Source organism: Novosphingobium sp. BL-52-GroH (assembly GCF_044813085.1).
Lineage (GTDB): Bacteria > Pseudomonadota > Alphaproteobacteria > Sphingomonadales > Sphingomonadaceae > Novosphingobium.
In genome coordinates, this window is record NZ_CP171150.1 from 480870 (window position 1) to 500253 (window position 19384).

17 protein-coding genes are annotated in these 19384 nt (G+C 61.3%); 8 read left to right on the forward strand and 9 right to left on the reverse strand.

What is annotated here, in order from left to right; all coding sequences use genetic code 11:
- Positions 1-163 precede the first annotated feature (163 nt).
- Complete coding sequence (locus tag ACFFDA_RS09950) at positions 164-613, reverse strand: Rrf2 family transcriptional regulator (protein ID WP_404478527.1); 450 nt, start codon at positions 611-613, stop codon at positions 164-166.
- 109 nt (positions 614-722) lie between these two features.
- Here ACFFDA_RS09950 and ACFFDA_RS09955 point away from each other — a divergent pair, with 109 nt between their 5' ends.
- Genes ACFFDA_RS09955 through hmpA form a run of 3 tightly spaced genes read left to right on the forward strand, consistent with a single transcriptional unit; the run spans position 723 to position 2692 of the window.
- Complete coding sequence (locus ACFFDA_RS09955) at positions 723-1163, forward strand: group III truncated hemoglobin (RefSeq protein WP_404478528.1); 441 nt, start codon at positions 723-725, stop codon at positions 1161-1163.
- Positions 1160-1435, forward strand: coding sequence for a DUF1971 domain-containing protein (locus ACFFDA_RS09960; RefSeq protein ID WP_404478529.1), 276 nt, complete (start codon positions 1160-1162; stop codon positions 1433-1435). Before ACFFDA_RS09955 ends, ACFFDA_RS09960 begins: the two co-directional genes overlap by 4 nt.
- Positions 1436-1480: 45 nt before the next feature.
- Positions 1481-2692: an NO-inducible flavohemoprotein gene (gene hmpA, locus ACFFDA_RS09965; protein WP_404478530.1), complete on the forward strand. Its 1212-nt coding sequence runs from the start codon at positions 1481-1483 to the stop codon at positions 2690-2692.
- Between the two features lie 260 nt (positions 2693-2952).
- Here the strand turns inward: hmpA and ACFFDA_RS09970 are convergent, their stop codons facing one another.
- Entirely contained in the window at positions 2953-3366 is a 414-nt protein-coding gene (locus tag ACFFDA_RS09970) for a MarR family winged helix-turn-helix transcriptional regulator (protein WP_404478532.1), read from the reverse strand.
- Positions 3367-3439: 73 nt separating this feature from the next.
- Here ACFFDA_RS09970 and ACFFDA_RS09975 point away from each other — a divergent pair, with 73 nt between their 5' ends.
- Together ACFFDA_RS09975 and ACFFDA_RS09980 are read left to right on the forward strand one after the other, a co-directional pair.
- Positions 3440-5224, forward strand: a complete 1785-nt coding sequence (locus tag ACFFDA_RS09975) for a chloride channel protein (protein WP_404478533.1) — start codon at positions 3440-3442, stop codon at positions 5222-5224.
- A gap of 89 nt (positions 5225-5313) precedes the next feature.
- The gene (locus ACFFDA_RS09980; protein WP_404478535.1) at positions 5314-5604 is read left to right on the forward strand and encodes a hypothetical protein; all 291 of its coding nucleotides are present in this window, start codon (positions 5314-5316) and stop codon (positions 5602-5604) included.
- 171 nt (positions 5605-5775) lie between these two features.
- Here the strand turns inward: ACFFDA_RS09980 and ACFFDA_RS09985 are convergent, their stop codons facing one another.
- The 5 genes from ACFFDA_RS09985 to ACFFDA_RS10005 all read right to left on the reverse strand — a co-directional run bounded on the left by ACFFDA_RS09985 (position 5776) and on the right by ACFFDA_RS10005 (position 14417).
- Complete coding sequence (locus ACFFDA_RS09985) at positions 5776-5910, reverse strand: hypothetical protein (RefSeq protein WP_404478536.1); 135 nt, start codon at positions 5908-5910, stop codon at positions 5776-5778.
- Between the two features lie 293 nt (positions 5911-6203).
- Positions 6204-10337, reverse strand: a complete 4134-nt coding sequence (locus ACFFDA_RS09990) for a hypothetical protein (RefSeq protein WP_404478537.1) — start codon at positions 10335-10337, stop codon at positions 6204-6206.
- Positions 10338-10778: 441 nt separating this feature from the next.
- A complete protein-coding gene (locus tag ACFFDA_RS09995) occupies positions 10779-12218 on the reverse strand; it encodes an IS1182 family transposase (RefSeq protein ID WP_404478538.1) in 1440 nt (479 codons plus the stop codon).
- Between the two features lie 131 nt (positions 12219-12349).
- A complete protein-coding gene (locus ACFFDA_RS10000; protein ID WP_404478539.1) occupies positions 12350-13477 on the reverse strand; it encodes a VWA domain-containing protein in 1128 nt (375 codons plus the stop codon).
- Positions 13478-13604: 127 nt separating this feature from the next.
- Complete coding sequence (locus tag ACFFDA_RS10005; protein WP_404478540.1) at positions 13605-14417, reverse strand: exonuclease domain-containing protein; 813 nt, start codon at positions 14415-14417, stop codon at positions 13605-13607.
- A 344-nt stretch (positions 14418-14761) separates the two neighbouring features.
- Here ACFFDA_RS10005 and ACFFDA_RS10010 point away from each other — a divergent pair, with 344 nt between their 5' ends.
- Positions 14762-15865: a histidine kinase dimerization/phosphoacceptor domain -containing protein gene (locus ACFFDA_RS10010; protein ID WP_404478541.1), complete on the forward strand. Its 1104-nt coding sequence runs from the start codon at positions 14762-14764 to the stop codon at positions 15863-15865.
- Entirely contained in the window at positions 15865-16311 is a 447-nt protein-coding gene (locus ACFFDA_RS10015) for a response regulator (RefSeq protein WP_404478542.1), read from the forward strand. The genes ACFFDA_RS10010 and ACFFDA_RS10015 overlap by 1 nt, the downstream gene beginning before the upstream one ends.
- A 55-nt stretch (positions 16312-16366) precedes the next feature.
- Here ACFFDA_RS10015 and ACFFDA_RS10020 read toward each other — a convergent pair whose 3' ends face one another.
- Both ACFFDA_RS10020 and ACFFDA_RS10025 read right to left on the reverse strand, forming a co-directional pair.
- Positions 16367-17551: an FAD-dependent monooxygenase gene (locus ACFFDA_RS10020; protein ID WP_404478543.1), complete on the reverse strand. Its 1185-nt coding sequence runs from the start codon at positions 17549-17551 to the stop codon at positions 16367-16369.
- A 171-nt stretch (positions 17552-17722) separates the two neighbouring features.
- Positions 17723-18376 carry an NAD-dependent epimerase/dehydratase family protein gene (locus tag ACFFDA_RS10025; RefSeq protein ID WP_404478544.1) on the reverse strand — a complete coding sequence of 218 codons (654 nt, stop codon included), beginning with the start codon at positions 18374-18376 and terminating at the stop codon, positions 17723-17725.
- Between the two features lie 115 nt (positions 18377-18491).
- Between ACFFDA_RS10025 and ACFFDA_RS10030 the strand changes: the two genes are divergently transcribed.
- A complete protein-coding gene (locus ACFFDA_RS10030) occupies positions 18492-19091 on the forward strand; it encodes a hypothetical protein (RefSeq protein WP_404478545.1) in 600 nt (199 codons plus the stop codon).
- Positions 19092-19384 lie beyond the last annotated feature (293 nt).

Here is a 19384-nt window from a genome sequence, read left to right on the forward strand (position 1 = left end):
GTTCGGCATGGCCGATGCCTTTGACCCTTTTCGAAACAGATCCTGGTCAGCAGGTACGCGGGCCAAAGCGCAAGCTCCCACATCAATCTGCAACCTCGCACACAAACGCATTGGCAGGACGGATCCGGGGATGCGGCGAAGCGAAGCAGTGGAGCAATAGTTTTCAGATTTTGGCTCTGTGTTCTGCCGGCTCAGACACGAGTGGAAACATCGCAGCAAAACCCGGTTGCCGGGCGAGCAGATCAGCAAGTGTGTAGCTGTCTAGAACACCAAGGAAGGCACCCAAGGCTTCCTTTAATACTCCGGTCAAGCCGCAAGCCGGGGCGATGACACAGCTTCCGCAATCGACCAAATCGAACCCCTCTTCGGTATGCCGCACAAGCGTACCGAGGTTAATCGCATTGGGCGGCTTGCCGAGCCGGATGCCACCAAAGCGGCCGCGCACGCTTTCGATATAGCCGCTGCGGACCAACTCGTTGACAACCTTCATCAGATGGTTTTGCGAGATCCCATAGGCTTTCGCAACCTCACCAATCGAGCACAGCCTTTGGTCGCGCGCGCCGAGATAGAGCAGCACACGCATCGAATAGTCGGTGAACAGGGTCAGTTTCATACGCTCCGGGTAGCCCGCTTCATGGCTCACTCAGATAATATGCATTTAGATTGCATATTTCAACGCACAGCGATAGATGCATAAGGAATACATGATTGGAGCCTGAGTCGTGGACACAGTGGCGCAGATCAATGAAGAGAAGCTGGGGCAGCTTGTGCATGCCTTCTATGCTCGTGTCCGCGACGATGCCGACCTGGGGCCGATCTTTAACGACGCGATAGACAATTGGCCGAACCACCTAAATAAACTGGCGGCCTTCTGGTCCTCGGTTATGCTGACAACGGGTCGTTACAAAGGCCAGCCAGTCCCGGCGCATATGAAGCACAGCGGCCGGATCACTCCGGCCCTCTTCAATCGTTGGCTCGCCCTTTGGACGGAAACGACCAATGCCCTGATGCCGCCCGCCGCCGCAGCAGCGTTGCAGGCCAAAGCGGCGCGTATCGCCGAAAGCTTGCAACTGGCGATGTTCTTCCGATTGGACGGACCGGCGATGTCGGTTGCCGCAGGAAGCCACAAGACGACTGCGAGCGCGGTGGGGCAACTGTCATGACCGCGCCGACTCCCTACCGCTCGGCACCTGTTTTCGACGAGACCAGCATACCTGCAGCCTTGCGCGGCTTCCACCAAACCAAAGCGGGGGTCTGGGGTCTTATCCGCGTAATCGAGGGCGAACTTAATCTCACCTATGCCGAGCCCGCCTCCGAAAAGATTCTTAGCCCCGGCAATCCCGGCGTCGTCGAGCCCGAGCAAACCCATTTCGTAACACCGCTAGGCAAGGTCAGGATGCAGGTCGATTTCTACGATCAGCCGCCGGATGGCTGAACCCTCCTTCCCGCTCCCGCAAATTCTTAGCTACAGGAGACGTTGATGTCGCAGACACTCAGCGACGAGACCATCGCGCTCGTCAAAGCCACCGTTCCCGCGCTCGAGGCGCACGGCCTCGACATCGTGCGCGAAATGTATGGGCGCATGTTCGAGAATCCGGCAATCCGCGACCTGTTCAACCAGTCGCACCACGGCGACGCCGGCTCGCAGCCCCGCGCGCTGACTGCGGCGATCCTCGCCTATGCCAGCAACATCGATAATCTCGGCGCACTGGCGCCGGCGGTGGAGCGCATCGCGCAGAAGCATGTCGGGCTTCAGATCCTCCGCGAGCATTATCCCTATGTCGCCGACGCCCTGCTTGGCGCGATCAAGGCGGTCCTCGGCGACGCCGCAACCGAAGAAATTCTCGCGGCTTGGGGCGAAGCCTACTGGTTCCTCGCCAACATCCTGATCGCACGCGAAGATCGCATCTATCACGACCAACAGCACGCTACGGGGGGCTGGAACGGGTGGCGAGACTTCCGGATCGAGAAGGTCATCCCGGAAAGCAGCGTCATCACGTCGTTCGTTCTGCGTCCCGCCGATGGGGGGCCGGTGATGACACACAAGCCCGGCCAATATCTGACCTTCTGGATCGAGATCCCCGGCCATCCGTCGATCAAACGCAATTATTCGATTTCATCGGCATCCAACGGCGAAAGCTATCGCATCTCAGTCAAGCGCGAGCCCCACGGGCTCGTCTCGGGTTGGCTTCACGACAACGCGAAGCCAGGCACCATCCTCAAGGTGGCGGCGCCCGCAGGGGAGTTTTTTTTGGACGGCGCCCCGGATCGCCCCATCGTGCTGCTGTCGGGCGGCGTTGGCTTGACGCCGATGGTGGCGATGCTCGAAGCCTTGGTCGCGGGCGGCAGCGACGTGCCTATTCACTATGTCCACGGCACGCACGATCGAAGCACGCACGCAATGCGCGATCATGTCCGTGCGCTGGCGGCGAAGACCGCAAACGTCAACGTTGTCGACTTCCACCAGACGCCGATCGCGGGCGAGATCGCCGGGCAGGATTACGACGTCGCCGGGATCATTACCGACGCATGGCTCGTATCCAACACACTGGTTGCCGATGCCGACTATTACATCTGCGGTCCGCGCCCGTTCTTGCGCCACGCGGTTTCCGCTCTCTCGCTCGCAGGCGTTCCATCGAGCCGCATCCACTATGAGTTCTTCGGGCCCGCTGACGAACTCTTAGCGGCTTAAAAAAAGCTTGCCGATTGCATCGGCTGACTGACTTTCAAAGATCCGGCCCGTCGTCACCGCCCCATCTTGGTGATGCTTGGCGAGCCGGATTGTGATTGTGTATTCGGGGCGTTTCACGTCCTTCCTGGTAAGAATAATGGCCCCAAGCCGAGGTAGAAGCGACCCGCTTGAGCGCGCGAGTTCGGCTTTAGCGTCCCCGGCCGGCGACAGGACCGCACGGGTTCTCGACGTCCGCCGCCATTCGGTTGACATCTCACATTTCAAACGAAGCGGGCCAACATTTCCGTGAGCAGGGGGCCGAGCCGCCGAATTTCGTCCCTGTGGGCGCACGAGAGTTTCGACAAAATCTCAGAAGCTTGGGGCGTCAGCCGCAATTGGGCACGGCGCCGGTCATCGTCGTTCGAATGTCTGGTTACGTATCCCTGCTTCTCTAACCGATCAATCAAGCCCGTTGCGCTATGCGGCTTCAACAGCAAGCGCCGTGCAACGAATCCGACTGTAGCATCATCAATGGGGGCAGCGCGTAGCGCCAGAAGGGCCTGATGCTGTTGGGGCGTTAGGCCCTCTTGCGTTGCCCGTTCGTCGCTGAAAGCCTGAAATTTCCGCAAGGCAAACCGCAAATCCGCCAGCGCGGCATAATCGGCATCATCCAACTCTGCTTCTTTCGTTTCCATAGCACCTCCGTGTTGAAATATATCGCAATGCGATATAGCTGCCCCAAGCTACTTCTTCAAAGAGGGATTTTGTATGATTCGGGAAGCCTCCTGTTCTGCCGAGGCTGTCAGGCTGGGCGACCATAGCGCGGATCGGCGCATGATCATGTTGGCCGCCATGGCACTGTTCGTTGGGAGTGGTGGCGCAGCAAGTGCATGGGTGCTCCTGAAGCTGATCGCGCTGGCGACGAACCTGTTCTGGTTCGGCCGCCTGTCGTTCGCGGAAGTTGACATGGCGGACAATGCCCTCGGGATGGCTGTCCTTGTCATCCCGATGATTGGCAGCGTGATTGTCGGACTGATGGCGCGCTTCGGCTCGGAAAAGATTCGCGGACACGGGATACCCGAAGCGATCGAGACGATATTATTCGGTGAAAGCCGACTGTCGATGAAGGTGGCAATTCTCAAACCCGTATCGTCCGCGATTTCCATCGGGAGCGGCGGCCCCTTCGGCGCTGAAGGACCGATCATCATGACGGGGGGGGCAATTGGTTCTCTATTTGCGCAATGCTTCCACCTGAGCGCAGCAGAGCGCAAGACATTGCTCGTTGCCGGCGCAGCGGCGGGAATGACTGCGATATTCGGCACACCTCTCGCCGCCATATTGCTGGCGATCGAGGTGCTGTTGTTCGAGTGGAAGCCGCGCAGCTTCGTGCCGGTCGTCCTTGCGGTCCTCGTTTCCTTCACATGGCGACCGCTGCTCATTGGCAATGGTCCGATGTTCGCGGCCCATCTCGCGCTTCCAACCGGATCATGGTCGCTGGCGTATGCATTGGGTATCGGCCTGCTTCTTGGCTTGCAAGCGACCTTGCTTTCAAAGGCACTCTATTGGATCGAGGACGGGTTCCATCATCTGCCACTGCATTGGATGTGGTGGCCTGCATTGGGTTCGATCGCGGTCGGGCTAGGCGGCTTGGTCGAGCCTCAAGTGTTGGGCGCGGGCTACGGCAATATCCATGCCTTGCTGGGCGATAGCCTGGGAATGCGCGCCATCATCATGCTTCTGGTGGTGAAGGGGCTCGTTTGGCTGATCGCGTTGGGGTCAGGAACGTCAGGCGGCGTACTAGCGCCGCTTTTGATCCTGGGCGGGGCGCTGGGTTGCCTCATAGGACAGTTCCTGCCCGGAGACCCGGGTTTTTGGGCCATGATAGGCATGGCTGGCATCATGAGCGGCGCAATGCGCGCGCCTATAACCGGCGCGTTGTTTGCGGCCGAGCTGACCGGGCAGTTCGCTGCGCTGCCGTTCTGTATCGCGGCCGCGGTCTCAGCCTACGCGATCAGCGTCCTGTTGATGCGCCGTTCGATCCTGACGGAGAAGATCGCGCGGCGTGGGCGGCATATCCTCCAGGAATATAGTGTCGATGCATTGGATCTGTTGCAGGTGAGAGATTTGATGACCGCTGAACCGGAGACGCTTGCTGGCGATATGCCGATACGCGAGGTCATCCGGTTCTTCGAGAAGGAAGCTCGCCATCGCAGCTATCCCGTCATTGATAAGAGCGGGCGCTTGGTCGGGCTTGTCTCACGCAGCGACGTATTGCGATGGGAAGTGGAGGGTTGTGATCAGGAGACGCTCCTTGCCGAAAGCCTCTCTGATGCCTCACAGCCTACCGCCTTTCCCGACAGCCCCAGCGGCATTGTGGCCGACCTTATCGTTCAATCCGGCATCGGCCGCATCCCAATCGTCGATCCCGATAGTCGCAAGGTTGTCGGCATTCTCTCGCGCCAAGATTTGCTCAAGGCACGACACAGGATTCGAGTCGAGGAAACGCAGCGGACCCGGCATGTCGGCGGAACCAGGACGACAGCTGGCACTTGATATTTATGTCGTGATACGATATAAAATGTTCGGGGGCAGGATGCTGCCGGATGGCAGCTTAAGCGGGGTCAGGCTGGAAAGGACGACCTATGTTCGTGATTGCCGGAATGGTTGAGGCCATTGGTGCCGTTTTCGGCAGCCTTCTGGCTGTCGCCTTGATGTGCTGCCTTGCGTCAGGTGTGGCGAATCGCTTGCACCACAGCAATTGGGCTGCGTTTCTTGTTCTCGGGCTACTGGCAATCGTTTCGCTGAGCGGCCTGACCCACAGCGGTTTTGTCAGGCTGTGCGCAGCATATGGGCTGTTCGGCGCACTCTTTTTGTGGCTCACGTCCCGAAATAAAAATCTGGGTTCGGAGACGCTTGAACGGGATGGCAAGTAATGGCCCTGCGCTGGTTTTATCCTGCGCTTCTTGCCGCCATCGGCGCACAACGGCGACCAGATAGGGCGGCGCTCCGCTCTCTGGTCCGGCGCATTCGGCAGGAAGCATTCCCCGGAAACGACGACCCTGCTCAACGACGCCGGCAGGTCAGACAAACGATCAGCGCATGCCTCAGAACGTTATAGACCGTATCGCCGCCTCACCGGCCATCCGCTCGACGACACTGGCACCCGGGATGACGATCAGCTGACGCCGCATTTCATCGACGAGCCGATCGGAAACATTCCACCAGTCGAAGCCGAGCAACACTACTATGCCATGCTGGACGACGTCCCACTGGCTGCCTAATTAACAAAACTGGCCTCCGGCAATCCCGGCGCGGTTCAGACCAGCGACCGATCGTTGGGAACTCCGGGAATGGCGGGTGTTGGATATGAACCTTGCCATTCTCGACCATGAACGTGAACGGCGAGTTTGTCCCACGGCGCGGCGTTCCGCTTCCGTCGGCACGCGACCAACATACGCCGCTCCTATGACGAAGCAGCAACGTCTAGGACAGACAAAACCAGTCATTCGCAACGCAAGAGCGCTCCGCCAGCTTAATCATCGTCATCCGTTACGTTGTTCGTGTCCTCGGCCTTGCCCAGCTCAATGAAGTCCTCCTGTTCTTCGGCGAGTTTGGCTAGCCTTTTACCGCTCCAAGACCATGCTTGACGCAGGTCGTTGGAAGCCAAAGGCTCGGATGCGATCGCAGCATGCCGATTCTCGAATAAGACCCATACGATCTGAGACTGAGTCGCCGTCAGATATGCGAGCACTCTCGCTTTGTCGAAAACCAGCGCGACATCATCGCCCTGGCCGATCTGTGCCGCAATCACTTCGCCGGATGCATCCATCCAGCTACGCGCACCGTCCCACCTGGCGATATTATGGGTGATAAGGTCCGAAGCCGGTACCCAGAGCGAATGTGCCGGAGTCTCTGAGTCTTCGAAGTGACTGACGATCACAGATGCTGGGATGCCGAACTTAGCGTCGAGTTTCCATTGGCTAGAATGTGTATGCAGGGCGACGCTTCCAAGAAATTCGCCTTGGTATAACTGGCGGAGTTCGGGAATGTCCGAGTCTGGAATGGACGACGTGAAGGACTTCTTTAGCGCGGCCATCTCGCTATCGGGAACTAGCATCGCCGCCACGCGCCGGGGTGCGATCAAATAACGCTTGCTCACCTCGTCTTGATATCGCCAAATCTGATAGCCGGCCAGCAGCAACCACTTCTCGCCAACCAGTTCGATGTCCCGGTTAATGAACAGTTCGGCCGCCCAATCCTGAGGATTGCGAGCCTCTGGTCGGACGGAGGGCGCGATAAAAAAATCGGAGATGCTTACGCCTGGGAGGGGCGCTGTCAGATCGTCCGCCAAGTCGGTCGGATCGAGCGTGCGAAGCTCGACTGCCTGCAAATCGCAAGGGTTTCGAGGCGTTCCCCATGAGGACGGATTATGGGGGGCGTGATCGTGGAGCCGACCCAGTAGCCGCGCCAGGAATATCCACTGATGCTTCTTGCTGACGCGCCGATGGCGATTGGGTACGCCGCGTTCCTGGCCATGTTCCTCAATGAGCTTCCAATCATACGCAAGCGCGAATTTGCTCGGGCCATCATACCCAAGAGTCAGGATCTGCTCGACGATCCACTGGTTCAGGTGCGCAAGCGTCAATCCGGCGGCAGCAAGGCCGAAATCCTTCGCGGCAGGCTCGACGACGTAGCGCGCGAAGTCGGGCTGCCACTGATTCCCCAGTTTCAGGTTCGCCGGCAGGTCGGGATGCGTGGCATCAACCGCCAGCCAATCCGGAAACGTGAATTGAAGCGGCCACGCGCTTGCATAGGGGGGCTGCACCGATGCTGGAGCCGGTGTGCTCGCCATGGTACCTGCTGCAATGCCCTCCTCGACGATGAGCCGCCCCAGATCTCGGAGCAGCACATTCTCGGGCGGCATGCCCGAAGCGAAGAAGCTGCCGAACACGATGTCGGCGATCTCGCCCCAATAGGCCGGATCCTGCATCAGCAGGCCCGCGCCATACGCCGAATTCAGCACGCGCTCGCGAATGAAATCATCGTCGCACTCGATGAAATAGTGGAGCAGTTCGCCCGATATCGGCTGTGCGACCATTAGGCGTGTCAGTGCCTGCGACGCCTCATCGCGAATGAGCAGGTCGGCACTGGCGGTGAACCAGGCCAGGGCAATACCGAGAAGAACGGCGGATTCCGTCGACAGGTGTGACAGGTCCTGACCCCGCGCGATACCGATGAGCTGGTAGCCCGCTCCCCCTTGCTCCCAGGCCTGCTTCAGCGCCGAGGTCCACATGGCGTCCCGGTCGAGTTGCTGATAGCTCCGGAGCCGCGAGTCCAGCCACTCTGCATTTACCGGATGCCCGGGCACCGCAGCGACGGCGAGAACCTTTTCGAGAACATCAATGAGATCGACGAATCTTCCGTGATGCAGTATCCAGGCCGTGCTGGTGAAACTGGCGAGATCCCGCCAGGCGAGGATGCCCAGTGCCAGCATCGTCACTTCCAGGTGGGTCGCAGTTCCTCTGAGCAGGTCGGCGATCTCGATGCCATGCAGTTCGGGCAGGACGATCGAATAGGCCTGGATGAGGCCTGCATTCTCGGACACCGTGTCGGGCGTCGCAACGAGCGTCGCCAAGTCTCCCGAAAGGAACCGTGCGCGCACGGTCGCCTTGTTCTGGTCGGCGATGCTCGCTTGCGCGATCAACACATCGCCCAGACGCTCAAAGGCGAACCGCAGGAAAGAGGCGCCACTGTCGGACGCGACCGATACCAAGTCGGCCTCTTCCATCGCCCTGAGCAAGGATCTCGAAGCGCCCTGCGCTGGCCGAACGCCCGCCAGAATCGTCTGGGCATCAGCCAACGGTAAAAGGCGCACGCCTCTCTGTCCCATCGCCTGAGCAAGGGCCATGGCGCCGTCATTCACCGGATTCTCGATGCGGACGTCGAAGTCGAGCAGCTCGGCCGCCTTCCTGTTCGCGCCGTCGAGGATTGCCACAATCAGCTTGGTGAGGCTGATCTGGCCACCTGGAATGCGATCCCACTTCATATTCACCGCCGCCCGGCAGACCAGATGCAGGAACAGCGGATTGGCGAACTCGGGTTGCGCGACGACTTCGGCGGGCGGGCCAACCTTGTAGAATGCAGCGAAGGCGTAAGCAGCGTCATATTCGCGGCCGGCAAAGCCCGCATGCGTAAAGGTGGGTAGGTCGTCGGCTGCAGCGCCAAGCGTACCCTCGATGAAGATGTCCCGGCAGGTGAGGAGCAGCTTGATCGGCTGTCCTGCGATATCGGCCTTGAGTTGGGGGAGCCAGGATCGCCATTGCTGACGATCAGGCGTCTCGTTGATTGCATCGACACAGAGCAGGAACGGCGCACCGGTGCCTTCGGCGAACGCGGCCAACACGCCGAGAATCTCGGACTTGCTCACCGTCGGGCCGATGCCCAGCTTGCTTGCCACCACGCTCCACAGGTTTTGGCCGTGCGTTATTTCCTGCCCGAGTACGGCCAACGCGCCGCGTCCGGCAGCAATCCGTTCTTTGGTGGCATCGATCGTGGTGTGTGTTTTCCCGATACCGGCAGGCCCCCGCATAAGCAGAGTGCCCGCTCCGGCCGCGATCGCAGCTGGGCTCTCTGCAAATGCGAGGATGTCGCGAAGGAGCGTGCAAGCTTCGCGAGCGCGATCGAGATCCGCCGCAGGGAATGCAGCCTGAAAGGAGGCCTGCCATTGCCGCCAACGGATGTTGTCGTTTTCCTCGCCGTGCATGCTGTCGAATGCGTCTTTGACCGCGTCTTCGAGGGACTGAGCTATAGGAAGCGTTTGACTGGCGAGCTTTTGCAGCGCTGCGCGGTCGGCTTCCTTAAAGGAAAGATCCTCGACAGCGGCAAAGCGAAGGTTTGCATCCCTCAAGGCCGCCAATATCTGCGCTGACTCAACCGGATGCGCTTCGGGTGACAAAGCATTCCAGACACCAGCTGCCTTGCGCAAGCGCGCACCCCAGCCCTCATGGACCGCTGGCCAACCCGGATCGAGTCCGAAGGCCTTGATCGTATTACCGGCGTCGTTTCCGACCCGTAGAAGGGGCGAATATCGAGGCCCGGCGACGCCTTCGGCTACGGTCGCGGCGCTCTCAAGCGTCTCCATGTTCAGGTTTGGCGAGCCGAACCAGTACAATATCCGGCCATCGGAATTGTCCATTCCCAGAAGCCGCGACTTCAACTCGCTCGCATGCCACCACTCGACCGTTATCGTCGCGCCGCGCTTGGCGGCACGCTCGATCAGGCTTTTCCGCCAGGTCTCGAGCTTCTCCGCCTGGCCTTCGCCGGAACGCGCCTTGATCGTTGGTGTGGGATCGAATGGCAGGGTGACGATATAAGTTTCGAGATCCGGATGATTGTCGAGCGCGGTGTCGAGCGATTTCTCGAGTTGCGCGAGATGCCCTGCCTTCAATGGCAGGAAATATTTTGATTGAAGGCCTATGACTTTCCCGCTGGGGAGGCGCCAGATCGCCTCGACGCCGCCATCGCCACCTGCACCGCGATACCGCTCATATCGCGAGCCCGCAGCTACGGCGTAACGATGGAAAATCTGGGCGGAGAATTCTTCGAAGCCTTCTCTCTGATCGCCGTGTTCCGCACGAATTTTCGAAAAATCAATATCAGGAGCCATTCGCCAGCCGCAGTAGTGATTCCATAGATTGTCGTGCTTATGCGACAAATAGCGTCACGTCACGTGGCCTGGCCCTAACCGGAACGTCCCTCCCGCTTCCTCCAGTCATCTGCTTTCTTTTAGAACGTCCGGAGTTCGACTGTAAGCCGCCCTTTCGACGGCGGCCAACGAATGACCGTAAAGTCCCAGGCCTCGTCATAATCCGACGGTCCGGTTCCAAGCTTCGTAATTTTGCGGTCGAGTGGCTTGGATGGGCGCCAAGCCGCCCGGCGGCAGTCCAAAAAACGAGCGACCAGTTCCGGCGATAGCGAACATTTCAGCGTTCGCACCGGAACAGCCTGAGATGGTCGACGTTGTGTAGAAACGCTTGCGAGGTGAACTGCGCGGGAGATGGATTTTGGGGGTCGCGTTGGCGGAAAGCGCAGCTTTCGCGCGAACGCGTCAGGTCCGGATCGCCGCGATGAGGGGCTGAACGCCCATAATCTGGATCATCCGCTTCATATTGTAGGCCAGCACGCACAAACTCATCTCGGTTCTGACGTTTTTGAGCGTTTTCGTCAGAAAATGCGTGCTGCCCATCCAGGACTTGAGTGTGCCGAACACATGCTCGACAGTCCGGCGACGGATGCCCATCGCATTGGGTAACAGGTCGAGCCGCTTTTGCATGGCATCGATGACCGCCTCATGCTTCCACCGTTTGACACGCTTCACATATTCAGTGGTGCAGCGCGGTCGTAGAACGCAGCTCTGGCAGGCGCTCAGGTTGCGGTAGTGATCAATGTCGCCATGATGATCGGACCGTGCACGCGCCTTGGTCAGATGTTCCCCTGCCGGGCAGGTATAATGGTCGTGGTCGGCATCGTACACGAAGTCAGCCTTGGTGAATAAGCCGCGCTGAGCTTTGCCGGATGTATCGGTTCTGGGCACGCAGGGTAAAATGCCGGTGCCTTCGCAATCCAGTACGTGCGCTCCGTTCATATAACCGCGATCCGCCAGGACGGTGATTTCAGGTTCGGCGATGGCTGCCTGGGCTAGCAGGCTCATTGGCGCGAGTTGCGCCCGGTCGTTGCCCTCGTTCACCACTTCATGCGCGACAATGAGGTGGTGTTCGGCATCCACCGCTGCCTGCAAATTGTAGCCGACGATTCCAGTACCTCGACCGCTGCTGTTCATGGACCTGGCATCCGGATCGGTCAGCGATACCTGATGATCGGGCGCCGCTTCGACTTGTGCGGCCATCTCCTTCAGGAACCGCATCTGCCCGCGCAAGCCAGCGATCTTCTCCCGGATTTGCTCAACCCGTGCCTGCGGGACGTCGCTTGTCTCACGATCAGCACGGTCGAGTGCGGCAAGGTAGCGCTCGATGCTGGCCTCGACCTGTTCGATCCGCTTCGTCGCTTTGTGTTCTGTGTAGTTGCGATCCCGATTGTTCACCGCTTTGAACTTGCTGCCATCGATCGCGACGGTTGCCTGTCCGAAAAGGCTCAACTGCCGGCACAGCATCACAAACTGGCTGCAGACCGCCCGGATTGCTGCACCATTATCCCGTCGAAAGTTGGCGATCGTCTTGAAGTCCGGCGCCAGTCGGCCGGTGAGCCACATGAGCTCGACATTGCGCTGGGCCTCGCGTTCCAGGCGCCGGCTGGACTGGATCCTGTTCAGATAGCCGTAAAGGTAGATCTTGAGCATCGTCGAAGGATGGTAGGCCGGGCGCCCGGTCTCGGCAGGCGTCGCTCCGGCAAAACCCAAAGCGTGGAAATCGAGCTCGTCGATAAAGGCCTCAACTACCCGAACCGGGTTGTCCTCGGACACGTAGTCATCAAGCGATGCTGGCAGCAAAAAATCCTGCCGGCGGTCTTCCCCTTGAACGAACCGGCCCATCCCAAAGCCCCCCGCAAATCCGAGAAAACCTTAACATATCTTCGCGTTTTTACACAGCCTCGGTCGAGAACCGCCGATGAAGGACGTGGCGAATGTTCACCTCGGAAAGGGGGTTGGAAAGGCGGTAGCTATCACCGCGCTCTCGCTGCCTTCGCGTCGATCGCCGCGTTAGCCCGATGGCCCTTGGCTTCCGCCGCGCGCACAAATGCCTCGGCCCGGCGTTCGAGCGCGGCATGGCGCTCCGCCAGGACTTTCTCGGCACGTTCCTCAAGAGCGACATCTCTGCCCGCAATGCGCTTCTTCGCGACGTCGGCGCTGACGGCGATGCGCTCGTTTGCAACGAGCCCGCCAGCACAGATCCGCGCCTTGGCGGCTGCACCCGAGGCTGCGATGCGGTTTTGCGCGACTGCGCCACTCTGCGCCAGGCGGTTCTTCGCCTTGCGCCCGTCCTCGCGGATCCGAGCGACGGTCGCATCGACCTCGCGATCGGTCCCGGCATTGACGAAGCTGCCGCCGCCGGCCGCAGCCACCGCCTGCAGCGATGCCGCTTCGCCAGACGGCACCGCGAAGCCAATGATGTTGACGATCGCCTTGGTCGATCCCCGGTTGATCGATCGAGCCGCCGCGACCGGATCACCGCCACAGGTTTCCTGACCATCGGACACGACATAGATGATTTGCTCGCCGGGATGGCCGTTCGCGGCGAGCAGCGCTTCGGCGCGTTTGAGCGCTGCGGCGAGCGGGGTCCAACCCACCGGCCGGATCGTCGCGACCGAGCGCACAGGCGCGGCCCGATCGCGCGTCATCTGCACTGGCAGATCGACCGCGGCGCAGGATTGCGTCTTGCCATCTGCCCGGTTGTTACCTGCCTGCCCGAACACCAGCAGGCCGGCTTCCGCTGTCTCCGGCAATTCGTCGACGAATGCTGCCGCGGCAGATTTGGCGAGATCGAGCTTCTGGCGGCTCGACACCCGGCCCGCCATCGAGCCCGACGCATCGATCGCGACTATCACGCGCGCCGGCGGTACCGGGCCGGCGGCCACTTCAGGTACCGTAAACGATGCGTCGACCAGCGCAGGATCGTTGAAACAGGCCTCGCGATCGCCGGCTTTGAACTGGTTCAGATAGGCCTCGATCTCAGGCGAGCGGTCAGCGGTGCGCGTCGAACCTTGCATGTTGCCGCCCGACGCGCTGTCCGTCTTGCGATCGCAGCTGGCCAACAATGGACATAGCGCCAGCATCGCGGCGGCGGTGCACATCCTGACACGGCGGCCAGTTCTTGGGGATTCAGGTTTCATCGCGCGAGGATCACCGCATCGTCTCCGGCTGTTGCATCCGAAAACCCGTAATCGCGTGCGAGCGTTCCCTTGGCCGAGGTCCGACGGCTCAGAGGTCGCTGTAGCGTGCCCCGAGCGCGGCGGTGCTCGTGATTTCGATCGCGTGCCCTAAATCCTGCAATTCACGGGCGCGGCGGAACTGCGTGTCGTAGCGGATATAGCCGAAGGGTTCGTCCCCGCAGACCACGAGCATCGTCGTGGTCTTGCCGACCGCTGTCACGATCCGGCCGCCCATCGCGGCGATGCGATGGGCCAGTTCGCCATGACGTGGCTCACCCAGGATCGCGACGCGCTGGCCGACGAGCGGACCGTCGAGCGCGGGCTTGGGGGCCGGCTCGGCGGAAGCGCGCTTAGGAACGGTCAGCCAGCCCGCTAGAGGAATGCCCGCTTCTTCGCTGGCCTTGACGACGATCAGGCCGGCCGCGCGGGCGTCGCTCAACGCATCATGATGTTTGAGGCGAATGCCGAGATGCTTTGAGACGACATTGAGCCGGTGGCTGGCAAGTTGCGGCCAGACGCGTTTGGCGACCCGCACGCTGTCGAGCCAGTTCGCCTCGATCGGCCTGCGGTCATGGACCCGGCAGGCGGCGGTGAGCGCGCCCTTGTCGAAATAGGAATGGGCCACTGTCACGCGGCTCGCCAGATGTTTGTCGATCACCTCGTGCAGATCGCCGAAGCACGGCTTGCCGATGACATGATTCTCGGTGATGCCGTGAATGCGGGTGTTGAAGCTGCTGAAATAATCCCTGGGATCGATCAGCGTCTCATATTCGAAGGCGATCTTCCCGTCTTTGAAGCCGACGATGCCGATCTGGCAGATACTGCTGACCCGGCCACAGGCTGTTTCGACATCGACCGACACGAAGTCGGGAGCGTCAGGGTCCGACGAGGTCGGGGGGGGGCCATGGCGCAGCCGGGGCAGTGGTCGCATCGCAGGGGGCCGCGGGATCCACTGCGGAAGTCTGGGCGAGGTCTGGACGGTAACGGAACATAACGCGACCATAGCGGTACGCAGCGTCACCTCCAAGCGCGATCGGCGTGCGTGCAAGTTACGTCGATCGCGAAGCGGACGATGCCGAGTATGGCCGCGGGCCTGTCGGCGTTGGCGCTGCTTGATGCCCAGGCGGCTCGGGAACGCGCTGGGGCGAGCCGTGTTATGCTCGGACGCACGGACCGCGAACCACGGCTCCTGCGAAAGGAGTGGATGTGGACGAGCGTGACGACTGGCATCTGACGGACAAGGTTGCCCACGAGACCGGGCCCGGCGATCCATTCGCCGCGGCGGTGCGCGCGACCCGCATGCCGATGGTCATCACCGACCCCGCCAAACCCGACAATCCGATCGTGTTCTGCAACGAGGCCTTCCAGAAGCTCACTGGCTATGCGCGCGAGGAGATCATCGGGCGCAACTGCCGCTTTCTCCAGGGACCGGACACCGACCGGGCTGCTGTTCGCCGGATCCACGATGCGATTGCCGCCGCCAACCCGATCGACCTCGACCTCCTCAACTATCGCAAGGACGGCACCACCTTCTGGAATGCGCTTTATCTGAGCCCGGTCCGCAACAAGGCGGGCGACATCCAGTTCTTCTTTGCCTCGCAGCTCGACGTGACCGATCGTATCGAGGCGCAGCGCACGATTGCCGAGCAGAAAGCGATCGTCGAACGCGAGGTCGAAAAGCGCACCGCCGACTTGACCGCAGCCCTCGACGCCAAGACGCTGCTGCTGCACGAGGTTGATCACCGCGTGAAAAACAATCTCACGATGATCGGATCACTGCTGCGGCTTCAGGCCCGCACCATCGCCGATCCCGCCGTCTCGGCCAAGCTCGAAGCGATGCTCGAGCGCATCGACGCGCTCGCGACCGTTCACCGCCGGCTCTATCAGAGCGACGACATCGAGCGCTTCGATATCGGGGCGTTCTGCGAGAACCTTGTCGCCGATGTCGTGGGGTCGAGCGGGCGCCGTGACATCATCACTGATATCACCGTTGATCGTATTGAAATTCCGGCCGCGATGGCATCGGCTCTCGGCCTCGTCCTCAACGAGATCCTGACCAACGCCATCAAACATGCGTTCGCCGACGGAAGGGGCGGCAAACTGTCGGTTCTTGCCATCCGTGACGGCACTGATGCCATGCTGACCATCGCCGACGACGGACCGGGTTTTGCGGGCGGCAAGCCGCCCTCCGGAGGGCTGGGCACCACGCTGATCAGTCGGCTTGCCAAGCAGGCGGGCGCGCAGGTTACCTGGATCAGCGGCGCGACCGGCACGCGGGTCGATGTCCAATTCGAAGTGGAGAGCAACTGATGCGCCCCTTGGCACCGCTCTCCATCCTCATCGTCGAAGATGAGGCACTGCTGGCCATGGATCTCGAGAGCATGATCGAAGACGCTGGCCATCAGGTTGTCGCCGAAGCCGCGTCCCTGTACGACGTCGAGGATCTGCCGAACGACTGCCGGTTCGATCTGGCCTTCGTCGACATCCAACTCGCCCGCGGCACAAGCGGGCTCGATGTCTCACGCCTGATCCAGGATCGCTGGCAGGGAACTTTCATCGTCTTCGTGACCGCTAACTCGGCGAAAATACCGGAGGATTTTGCCGGAGCGCATGGCGTGATCCCCAAACCTTTCTCCCGCAACGGGCTGATGGCCGCGATGCGCTATATCGAGGAAGGCGTCTGCGACCCGCCGCCAGTCTCGCCCCAACCGGCGAGCTTTCACGCATCGCCGGCTTTCGCCGCGACCTGGGCTTAAGGCTGCCGCACGCACCTGGCGAGCGACGGTTCGCTGCATTCGTGACACCCTGCGTTCACGCGTAACGCGAAAGATCGACCTCCGTACCGGGGCTGCTGAACAGCTTCGCGGCCAGATCCCGCATCAGGTTCGAGCTGGCGACGCCGAGAACGCCATGAAGAAGACTGATCCCAAGCCGGCTTTTGGGATGCATCAGTCGCGGCGCGATTTTTGGCACCCCTTGGCCATCTTCTACCATCGGCCGCATCTGCGTCTCATAGGCTTCTAGCGCCGCCTCGACGCTGCCGCCCCGTACGAGTTCCTCTGCCAGGACGTAGGCACCCGTGACAGCGAGCGTCGCGCCGATGCCGGCAAGCGGGGTCGCGCACCAGGCGGCATCGCCCGTCAGAACCACATGCCCCGAAGACCAGCGCGGCATCCGCACCTGGCGCAGGACGTCGAAGTAGAAATCGTCGGTCGTATCCATCGCCGCGAGGATCCGTGGCGTCTCCCAGCCAGCTCCGGCGAAGCAGTCGCGCAGAAACGCCTTCTGCCGGTCGACATGCCAATCCTGTTCGCCCTCGGGTGCCTTGGAGATCGACAGCATGGCCCGCGTCGTGCCGCGCCGGTCGGGTCGAAGCGATACGCTGCGCCTGCCCGGCGCATTATACCAGCGCCACATCCGGTCATCGCCCGCGATCCTCGGGATTGTGAAATAGGCGATCGTCATGTCCATCCAGCGGGGATCATTCTCGCCCTTGAACACCAGCTCGCGCGTTTGAGACCCGACCCCCTCGGCGACGATGACCACATCAAAGGCCTCGGTCGTGCCGCTGGCAAACGTGACCTGCGCTTCGTTCGGGCCATCGTCGATCGCAGCGATCCGATCGTCGAACCGATACTCTGCGCTGCCCTTCGCACGATCGTAGAGCAGTCGGGCGAGGTCGCCGCGAAGGATTTCCATCTCCGCGGTCGGACCGTCGCTGCCGGTATCGCCAACGGCAAATCTCGCCGCCTCGCTTCCGTCCTCGTTGACCCAGACGGTGCCTTGCTCTCCGGTCCCGTGCTCTAGTGCTGCCACCTCCAGCTCGAGGCGACGGATCACCTCGCGCCCGACTCCCCGCACATCGATATTCTGTCCGCCATCGCGAAACGCCGGAGCCCGTTCGACCACCACGACCTCGCAGCCTTCCCGCGCCAGCACTGCCGCAGCGGTATTGCCGGCGATGCTGGCGCCGGTGATGAGGACGCGTCGGGGCATGAAGGTCTCCTTTCAGGGGTAAACCTGCGCTCCGACCTTCGCGTTCCCCGATCTTGATCCGGACGGCGCATCGGCTCGCCCTCTGGCTGCGGGTCGCGTTGGATCCTTCTCCACAAACCAGAGCGCGATGTTGCCGCGTGCAAACTACTCTTGCCCCGCAAGGAGCAGCGTTCAGCGCGGCCGGTCGGCAGCGCGGGCGATCTGGGCCGAAATGATTATCCGCTTGCCCGCGACGCCGGCGAGCGTCGCTTCGATCAACAATGCGGCCACCGTTGCGGCCGGATTGATGCGGGCACTGGCGGGCAGGACGGGGCTGGCGAAACGCAGCAGCGTCACCATCGCATGCTCCATTGCGCGTTCTGCCCTCGGCTGGCCGCTGAGAAAGCCTGGACGTGCGATCGTTAGCGACGGGAAGCCTATACTGGTGATTGCGTCTTCCAGCTCGCCTTTGATGCGGGCGTAGCGGAAGTACGATTTCGGGTTGGCACCCGCTGATGAGACCAGCGCGAACGCGATGGCGCCGCGCTCGCGGACCAGGGTCGCGATCTTCAGCGGATAATCATGGTCGATGACGCGATAAGCCTCGGGCGAAGGCGTCTGCGCCCGTGTCGTGCCGAGTGCGCAGATCGCGCCATCAACGTCCCACCAGTCTGAATCGGCCGGCAGGGTCTCTATCGTCGTGAGCGGGTTGATCAACTTGCCGTGCGGAGCAAGTGGCCGCCGCGTCGGCGCCACCACCTGCGCGACGCGAGGGTCGTCGAGCAGTTGCCTGAGCACCGCCGAGCCGATCAGGCCCGTTGCGCCTGCGAGAAGGAGCTTGGTCATGTCGCACTATTTGGGGTTGGCCAGCGGGTCAGACCAGCCTGGTAAAAAACTTGTCGCTCGGTGTCGCTGGAATTAGTCTTGGCGGACCGCTTCGGAGATGATGATGTTGCGCATCATGAGCGCCATTCTTCTGGCCAGCTTGACCGGGTCTGTGGTCATCGCTCAGCCAGCAGACGTCGCGCCCGCGACCGATGCGAAATTCTTCATCACGACCGTCGCCGAGCAGCGGGTCGAGCATCTGGCAACCGCACGTCCGCTCTACTGGCGCATCGAAACCTTCTCGGATGCAGCGTCTGCGCTGGTGCATAAGAACAGCTATGCGTTGGCAGCTTCGGTCGATGGCCGGCACTGGCTCTTCACTCTGGGCGCAAAGGGCGGGGCGACGCCGGGCGGCACGAAGGTGACCGAGATCGGCCCAATCCCGGTCCCGAGTGCCAAGACCTATCTGTTGCGCATAAATCATGCCGGCGGCCCAACCGGTGCAGCGACACCGGTCCACACCCATCCCGGTGCCGAGGCGATCTACGTCCTGAACGGTGAAGTCACCCAGCGGACCCGGCACGGCGTCGAAACCGCCGGGCCGCGCGAAGCCCTCAACGCCCATGGCGCCGAAATGGTGATGCAACTGAGCAGTTCAGGTCGCGCGAGACTAAGCCAGCTCGTCATGTTCGTCGTCGATGCGGATCGACCCTTCTCGCCGCCGGCCAAGTTTTGAGCCGCTTAGGCCTTTGAATGGCTGGGACTAGGTCGGCAAGCTGTCGTTCGCCCGCAAATTTCGGGAGGCAACGTCTGGTCGATTTGAGAATCTGCCCAGCGTCCCATGCGGCGGATCCCTTCCGCTACCGGTGCGCCCGTCTCTGCCTGCTTCAATGCGTAGGCGATCTGCTTTCGGTATAGCGACTCTTCTTCACGGCATGCTCCTTCAGCACGAGGGTCACATTACCGAAAAACTCTCACTCAGACCGGATGAAGAAACAGGGGGATGTCATCATGATGATTGGATGGGGT

Excerpts from the sequence above, each read along its gene's own strand:
- ACFFDA_RS09990 (WP_404478537.1), bottom strand. The coding sequence starts at position 10,337 with ATGGCTCCTGATATTGATTTTTCGAAAATTCGTGCGGAACACGGCGAT.
- ACFFDA_RS10015 (WP_404478542.1), top strand. The coding sequence starts at position 15,865 with ATGCGCCCCTTGGCACCGCTCTCCATCCTCATCGTCGAAGATGAGGCA.
- ACFFDA_RS09960 (WP_404478529.1), top strand. The coding sequence starts at position 1,160 with ATGACCGCGCCGACTCCCTACCGCTCGGCACCTGTTTTCGACGAGACC.
- ACFFDA_RS09995 (WP_404478538.1), bottom strand. The coding sequence starts at position 12,218 with ATGGGCCGGTTCGTTCAAGGGGAAGACCGCCGGCAGGATTTTTTGCTG.
- ACFFDA_RS10030 (WP_404478545.1), top strand. The coding sequence starts at position 18,492 with ATGAGCGCCATTCTTCTGGCCAGCTTGACCGGGTCTGTGGTCATCGCT.
- ACFFDA_RS10025 (WP_404478544.1), bottom strand. The coding sequence starts at position 18,376 with ATGACCAAGCTCCTTCTCGCAGGCGCAACGGGCCTGATCGGCTCGGCG.
- ACFFDA_RS10020 (WP_404478543.1), bottom strand. The coding sequence starts at position 17,551 with ATGCCCCGACGCGTCCTCATCACCGGCGCCAGCATCGCCGGCAATACC.
- ACFFDA_RS10000 (WP_404478539.1), bottom strand. The coding sequence starts at position 13,477 with ATGTGCACCGCCGCCGCGATGCTGGCGCTATGTCCATTGTTGGCCAGC.
- ACFFDA_RS09950 (WP_404478527.1), bottom strand. The coding sequence starts at position 613 with ATGAAACTGACCCTGTTCACCGACTATTCGATGCGTGTGCTGCTCTAT.
- ACFFDA_RS09975 (WP_404478533.1), top strand. The coding sequence starts at position 3,440 with ATGATTCGGGAAGCCTCCTGTTCTGCCGAGGCTGTCAGGCTGGGCGAC.
- hmpA (WP_404478530.1), top strand. The coding sequence starts at position 1,481 with ATGTCGCAGACACTCAGCGACGAGACCATCGCGCTCGTCAAAGCCACC.
- ACFFDA_RS09980 (WP_404478535.1), top strand. The coding sequence starts at position 5,314 with ATGTTCGTGATTGCCGGAATGGTTGAGGCCATTGGTGCCGTTTTCGGC.
- ACFFDA_RS09970 (WP_404478532.1), bottom strand. The coding sequence starts at position 3,366 with ATGGAAACGAAAGAAGCAGAGTTGGATGATGCCGATTATGCCGCGCTG.